We start from the raw sequence: 5938 nt of genomic DNA, 5'->3' as shown, positions 1-5938 counted from the left end.
AGTTTCCGGTGGCTATGTCGGAGGGGTTCCACCCGTTCCCATCCCGAACACGGAAGTTAAGCCCTCCAGAGCCGATGGTACTCCGCGGGAAACCGCGCGGGAGAGTAGGTCGCTGCCGGATTTTTTTTGAAGGCCCCGAGTTCTCATGTACGTGAGGACTCGGGGCCTTCGCCTTTGCGGGCTCTCGGTCTGTCTCCGCGACACAATGTCTTCCGTGACGCGCTCCGCATCTTCGCTCTGGCGAGGCCTCTCCAAGCTTGCTTGATTGGTGTTCCACCCGTTCAAGCACAGGAGCGCCTCGCTCATGAAGCAGCTGCTGCGTCCCTTCCTCGGTGGTCTCCTCGCGCTCGCCGTCTTCCTCGCTCCGGAGCGTTCCGAGGCGGCTGACTTCCGGCTCACCCTCGGCGGCGACTACCACATCGACAACGGCGCCTTCTTCAGCCTCACCGGCGCCGTCGACTTCGTCTTCTTCGGCCCCCTCTCCGTCGGCACCCGCTTCGGCGCGCTCCTCGCCACCCAGCCCAATACCCTCGGCATCCCCCTGGACCTCGATCTGCGCATCCGGCCCGGGCGTACTCCCCTGTACCTGGAACTCCTCGTCGGCCCGTGGATCTACTTCGAGGGCGATGTCTTTCGCGCTCACGGCGCCTTCGGCTTCGGCTACCAGGGGCGCTCCGTCAGCTTCGGCATCGAGATCGGCTACCTTGAGCCCAAGCCCCATATCGGTCTGCGCCTCGGGTGGCGGTTCTAGCCAGGAGCGGCCTGGTCGCTCTCAGTAGTGCGGCGGTTTCTCCTGCTGCCTCGCATCCACCAGCCCCGGTTCCCCCTCCAGCTTCTTCTTCAGGGACTCCACATCCGCCCTCAGCGCGTCCAGCTCGCGCTGCTGCGCGTACATCACCTCGTTGAGCTGCTGCAGCAGCTCCTGCTGCTGCATGTAGCGCAGCTCCAGCTCCACAATCCGCGACTCGTCGTCCATGCCCCCTGGGATAACCCGGTCTCCCCCTGGTTGTCCCTCGCGGGCTTCTCCCCGGAGTGCCCCATGGATGCCTCCCGCCACCTCCAGCGCGCCCGAGAGCTCATCGACCGCGGTCGGCCCGAGCTCGCGGAGTCCGCCCTGAGTGATGCGATCGACGCCTCCGTGCAGGCCGAGGACCTCGTGATGCTCACCCGGGCTCGCATCGCCCTCGGTGAGCTGTTGGTCGAGCAGGGCCGGGAAGATGAGGCACTGCCTTTCCTGCAGGCCGTCGTCCGGACCGAGATCGCCAATGGTTCGGTGGATGGCGAGGTGAAAGCGGCTGCTCGGTTGCTCCGGCGCATTCGCGGCATTCCCGAGTGATTCGGGGAAGGGGTCATTCCGAGCGACAGGCGCTCCTGACCGCGGCCATCCGCTCCGGAAAGCGCCGCTCCAGGTCCTGCCGCGTCACCATCAGGTCGTCCGTGCGCCCCGTCTGGCGTTGGATCGCACACAGTGCCGACAGCGGTCTCATGTCCGACATGTCCAGGCGATCCGCTTCCCTCAGCGCCTCCGCCGCCCCCTCCAGGTCTCCGTCCCGGAACGCCGCCATCCCCAGGTGGTAGTACCCCATCACCAGCTTCGGATCCGCATCCACCGCCGTCGCGAACAGCTCCCGCGCTTCCTTCGTCCTCCCCTGCGCCTCCCTCACCAACCCCTCTTCCACGAGCACCCGCGGACGGCCCAGCTTCGGCTCCAGGCTCTTCAATACTTCCACCGCCTCGTCCCCTCGGCCCGCCGCGCTCAGCAGCCTCCCGTACCGGATTCCCACTCCCGCGTTCTCCGGCGTCTTCCCGTACGCCCTCTTCACCGACTCCAGCGCCCCTCCTACGTCCCCTTCCTTCTCCCGGATGTCCGCTCGCAGCAGGTCCACCCTCGGGTCCCCCGGCGCCAGCTCCCCCGCCTTCCCGAAGGCCTCCTCCGCGCACCGGTTCATCCGCGCTTCATGGCACACGCGCGCCAAGAGGAGCTGCGTCTCCAGGGAGGCCGGCTCCCTCCGCTCCGCTTCCTTCGCCAGCTCGTGCGCGTCCAGCGGCGCTCCCTCCCTCAAGAGCTCCGCTGCCTCCCTGAGGTTCGCGTCCGTTGCCTTCGGGTTGTTCTTCAGCGGCTTCAGCACTCGCACCCGCTGCGCCGGGTCCGGAATCGCTCGGGCGATCGCCAGGTCCTGCTCCGGCATGTCCCTCGGCAGGAACAGCGGAATCAGGTGGATGAGCAACGCCACCAGGCAGACGACCAGCGCGCTCCCCAGGCTCCGGTCCCGCCATCGGACTCGGGAGCTTCGTGCGGGGGGCGGTGCTTCAGGGCCTCGAGGACCCTGGGGGGTGGTTTCGGCGGGGGGCTCGTTCAACACGACTCTTTGACTCTAGAGACTCGCCGCCTCCTCCGCACGACCCGCCGCCCCCCCTCCTGGTCACTTCGCGACACCGCGTGCCACGAGCAATCAGCCGGGCTTACTCCCCCGTCCCTCTCCTCACACCGCCCTCAGCCTCGGCTTCGACTTCCGCCACGAGGGCAGGTCCTCCCCACAGCTCCAGCACAGCTCGAAATTTCCAGGATTGTCCTCCTGGCAGCCGGGGCAGCTCACCGTCCTCGTCGCCGCCTCCCCGTCCTCCTCCAGCTCCGCCAGCAGCTCCCGCGCTCGCGCCACCTCTTCCTCCGGCAGCCACAGCTCCACCCACGTCTCCGTGCTCGGTATCTCCCCGCCCAGCGGCGCCAGGGTCTCCCCTCGCACCTCCACCGACAGGCCCGAACCCGTGAGCAGCCCCTCCAGGAGCCTCGCCTCGCCCACCTTCGGGTGCACCGAGAACCGCACTCGCTTCATACAACCTCTCTAGTCGTGCCCCTCACTCTCCCGCAACCTCGCTCCCTCGCTGGCCCAGCACCCGGCCAAGCAGGTAGACTGCCCAAGTTCAGGGGGGGTCATGTGCTCGGTTTCCAACTCGCACGGGAAGGTGAGTCCGACTCGCCCGTTCCTTCGCCGCCGTTGACTGTCTATCCGTCCGGCTCCCCCGGGTGCGACTTGGCCTTCCTTCCCGTCCACGACGCTGATCCCTTCCGCGCTCCCCCCTGGGCCCGCTACGGGCTGGCCCTGCTCGCCGTCGCCACCGCCTTCGGCCTCCAGTGGGCCCTCTGGCTCTGGCTCGCCCCCGCCCCCTACTTCCTCTTCCTCTCCGCCGTCATCTTCTCCGCCTGGATCGGCGGCAACGGTCCGGGTGCCTTCGCCACCGCCCTCTCCGTCCTCGTCACCCAGTTCTTCTTCCGCGAGGCCGTCGCCCCACCCTCCGCCGCCCACCACTCCATCACCACCGCCCTCTTCACCGGCATCGCCGTGTTGATGACCCTGGTGTGCGCCCGCGTCCGCTCCACCCTCCACGAGGCCCAGTCCGCTCGCGCCTCCGCCCAGGCCAACGGCCATGTCCTCGCCGTCACCCTGCGCAGCCTCGGTGATGCCGTCGTCACCACCGACCCCAATGGCCTCGTGCGCTTCATCAACCCCGTCGCCTCCTACTTCTCCGGCTGGCGGGAGACCGAGGCCATCGGTCAGCCCCTCGCCCGCGTCCTGCGCCTCGTGGACACCGAGACACGCGAGCCCCTTCCTCCCCTCGCCCTCGCTCCCGAGGAGGCCCGGCCCGTCCAGCTCGGCCGCCAAGCCCTCCTCCTCTCCAAGACCGGCGCCGAGCTCCCCATCGAGCACACCGACGCCCCCATCACCGACTCCGAGGGCCGCCGCCTCGGCACCGTCATCGTCTTCCGCGACATCTCCTCCCGCTTCCGCGAGGACCGCGAGCGCTCCCAGCTCCTCGCCCGCGAGCACGACGCCCACCTCGAGGCCGAGGCCCAGCGCGAGCGGCTCGAGACCCTCTTCATGCAGGCCCCCGTCGCCATCTGTCTCACCCGCGGCGCCGAGCACGTCGTCGAGCTCGTCAACCCGCTCGGGCAGACCCTCGTCGGCGAGCGCCTCCACACCGGCCGCTCCATCCACGACACCCTCTCCGGTCTCAACCCCAACCTCCTCCAGCTCCTCGACGAGGTCTATCGCAAGGGCACTCCCATCGTCGGCCACGAGGTCCCCATCCGCGCCGACTTCTCCGGCTCCGGTCACGAGGAGGTGAAGTACTTCGACCTCACCTGGCAGCCCTGGCGCGGCGTGGAAGGGGAGATCCTCGGCACCATGGGCCTGTGCGCCGAGGTGACAGAGCAGGTGCTCGCGCGACGGGAGGTGGAGGCGCTCGCCCAGGACCTCCAGAAGGCCCTGCAGATCCGCGATGACTTCCTCTCCGTCGCCTCCCATGAGCTGAAGACGCCCCTGACTTCCCTCCAGCTCCAGCTCCAGCTCCTGTGGCGCTCGCTGCCCGAGACCGATGCCGACGGGAAGCCGCACCCCGCTCGCAAGCGCGTCGAGGCCATCCGCCGCCCCGCTGAGCGGCTGCATCAGCTCGTCAACAACCTCCTCGATGTGTCTCGCATCCGCGCCGGGCGGCTCGCCCTGGAGCGGGAGACCGTCGACTTCGCCGCCCTGCTCCAGGATGTCGTCAACCGCGCCGAGGCCGATGCCGTCGGCGCCGGGTGCATGCTCGTCCTCCGCGCCGAGTCGCCCGTCGTCGGGCGCTGGGACCGCCTGCGGCTCGAGCAGGTCGTCACCAACCTGCTCTCCAACGCCATCAAGTACGGCGCCTCGAACCCCGTCGAGCTCTCCGTCGTCCAGGACGGCTCCACCGCCCGCCTCACCGTGCGAGATCACGGCATCGGCGTCGCCCCCGAGAACCAGGCCCGCATCTTCCAGCGCTTCGAGCGCGCCGTCTCCGAGCGCCACTACGGCGGCTTCGGCCTCGGCCTCTGGATTGTCAGGCAGATCGTCGAGTCCCTCGGCGGCGACATCCGCATCGAGAGCCAGCTCGGCCAGGGCTCCACCTTCACCGTCACCCTGCCCATCGAGCCGTCTTCCGGGGGCAAGGCCGGTTCGGGCTCCTTTCCCACCGTCTGACTCCCGCCCCTCAGGCCCGGGCTACTCCTCCTGACGCAGCTCGTGCGGCAACACCGCGTGCGCGTGCCTCGGCGCGCGCAGGTGCAGCTCCTCCGTCAGCAAGTCGTCCAGCTCCGCCAGGAGCGCGTCGTAGTGCTCCCCCGCGCCCCTCGCCGTCTGCCCGGGGTGGGCCTCCAGGCGCACGCGCGGCGTCTCCTCGTCCTCGAAGGCCAGGCTCACCGCCATCCCTCTCGGACCCCCCGCCGCCGGGGCCACCGCCGCCGGCGCCGGCTGCCGCGCCGCCTCCTCCAGCAACGGGCGGAGTCGCTCCACCTCCTCCGCCGTCAGGTCCCTCTCCACCACCGTCTCGCCCTGCTCCAGCACCCGCAGGTGGCGCATCCCCTCCACGCGCACCGCCTGGGCCCCCGTGTTCGTCCTCCCGTTGCGCTCGTACGTCACCGTCTTCACGCACCACCTCCGCTCGGCTCGGGCACCCAAGGAGGTATGCACGGCCGCCCCCTCTCGCACCCCTCGGGCTTCTTCCGGACAGTCCTTGGTACCGGGCGCCTGCTGGTCCACCGCGTGGCCACTCCAAGTGTTCGGCCGTGGGAGTCTTGACGCGCTGCGTTTGCTTCCTGCTGCTCCCCAGCCTTCCCGCCGTTACACTCCTGCCGTGCGTCCTCAACCCGTCGCCCAGATGGCTCCCGCTCGCGGCCGTGGCACCGGCGCCCTCGCGGCCCTTCCCGCGCCTGCTCCCCAGCCGCCCGCGCCGCGCTCCGAGCGCCTGCTCGCTCTCGCCTCCCAGGAGTTCGACCTCCTCGTCATCGGCGGCGGCGTCACCGGCTCGGGCACCGCTCGCGATGCCGCCCTCCGCGGCCTGCGCGTCGCCCTCATCGAGCGCGAGGACTTCGCCTCCGGCACCTCCAGCCGCTCCTCCCGCCTCATCCACGGCGGCGTGCGCT

8 protein-coding genes and 1 rRNA gene are annotated in these 5938 nt (G+C 69.8%); 5 read left to right on the top strand and 4 right to left on the bottom strand.

The genetic code is table 11. The annotated features are described in order from the left end of the window. The first annotated feature begins 4 nt into the window (after window positions 1-4). A 5S ribosomal RNA gene (gene rrf / locus VF697_RS31560) occupies window positions 5-121 on the top strand. A gap of 183 nt (window positions 122-304) precedes the next feature. Then, complete coding sequence (locus tag VF697_RS31555) at window positions 305-751, top strand: hypothetical protein (protein WP_331100780.1); 447 nt, start codon at window positions 305-307, stop codon at window positions 749-751. Window positions 752-772: 21 nt separating this feature from the next. Here VF697_RS31555 and VF697_RS31550 read toward each other — a convergent pair whose 3' ends face one another. Next, entirely contained in the window at window positions 773-976 is a 204-nt protein-coding gene (locus VF697_RS31550) for a SlyX family protein (protein WP_331100778.1), read from the bottom strand. Window positions 977-1039: 63 nt separating this feature from the next. On the opposite strand from VF697_RS31550, the gene VF697_RS31545 reads away from it, so the two are divergent. After that, entirely contained in the window at window positions 1040-1336 is a 297-nt protein-coding gene (locus VF697_RS31545) for a hypothetical protein (RefSeq protein ID WP_331100776.1), read from the top strand. Between the two features lie 13 nt (window positions 1337-1349). Here the strand turns inward: VF697_RS31545 and VF697_RS31540 are convergent, their stop codons facing one another. Together VF697_RS31540 and VF697_RS31535 are read right to left on the bottom strand one after the other, a co-directional pair. After that, a complete protein-coding gene (locus VF697_RS31540; protein ID WP_331100774.1) occupies window positions 1350-2234 on the bottom strand; it encodes a tetratricopeptide repeat protein in 885 nt (294 codons plus the stop codon). 249 nt (window positions 2235-2483) lie between these two features. Then, window positions 2484-2834 (bottom strand): DUF2007 domain-containing protein, encoded by a 351-nt coding sequence (locus VF697_RS31535; RefSeq protein WP_331100772.1) that lies wholly within the window; start codon window positions 2832-2834, stop codon window positions 2484-2486. 198 nt (window positions 2835-3032) lie between these two features. Between VF697_RS31535 and VF697_RS31530 the strand changes: the two genes are divergently transcribed. Beyond that, window positions 3033-4997: an ATP-binding protein gene (locus VF697_RS31530; RefSeq protein ID WP_331100770.1), complete on the top strand. Its 1965-nt coding sequence runs from the start codon at window positions 3033-3035 to the stop codon at window positions 4995-4997. Between the two features lie 21 nt (window positions 4998-5018). On the opposite strand, the gene VF697_RS31525 is transcribed toward VF697_RS31530, so the two are convergent. After that, window positions 5019-5444 (bottom strand): hypothetical protein, encoded by a 426-nt coding sequence (locus VF697_RS31525; RefSeq protein WP_331100769.1) that lies wholly within the window; start codon window positions 5442-5444, stop codon window positions 5019-5021. Between the two features lie 229 nt (window positions 5445-5673). On the opposite strand from VF697_RS31525, the gene VF697_RS31520 reads away from it, so the two are divergent. Continuing rightward, window positions 5674-5938: FAD-dependent oxidoreductase (locus VF697_RS31520; RefSeq protein WP_331100782.1), on the top strand; the 265-nt coding region annotated here is incomplete at its 3' end.

This window comes from Archangium sp. (assembly GCF_036388035.1).
In the GTDB taxonomy this organism is placed as follows: domain Bacteria; phylum Myxococcota; class Myxococcia; order Myxococcales; family Myxococcaceae; genus Archangium.
This window is presented reverse-complemented; position numbering and strand designations above follow the sequence as displayed.

Excerpts from the sequence above, each read along its gene's own strand:
- VF697_RS31555 (WP_331100780.1), top strand. The coding sequence starts at position 305 with ATGAAGCAGCTGCTGCGTCCCTTCCTCGGTGGTCTCCTCGCGCTCGCC.
- VF697_RS31550 (WP_331100778.1), bottom strand. The coding sequence starts at position 976 with ATGGACGACGAGTCGCGGATTGTGGAGCTGGAGCTGCGCTACATGCAG.
- VF697_RS31545 (WP_331100776.1), top strand. The coding sequence starts at position 1,040 with ATGGATGCCTCCCGCCACCTCCAGCGCGCCCGAGAGCTCATCGACCGC.
- VF697_RS31535 (WP_331100772.1), bottom strand. The coding sequence starts at position 2,834 with ATGAAGCGAGTGCGGTTCTCGGTGCACCCGAAGGTGGGCGAGGCGAGG.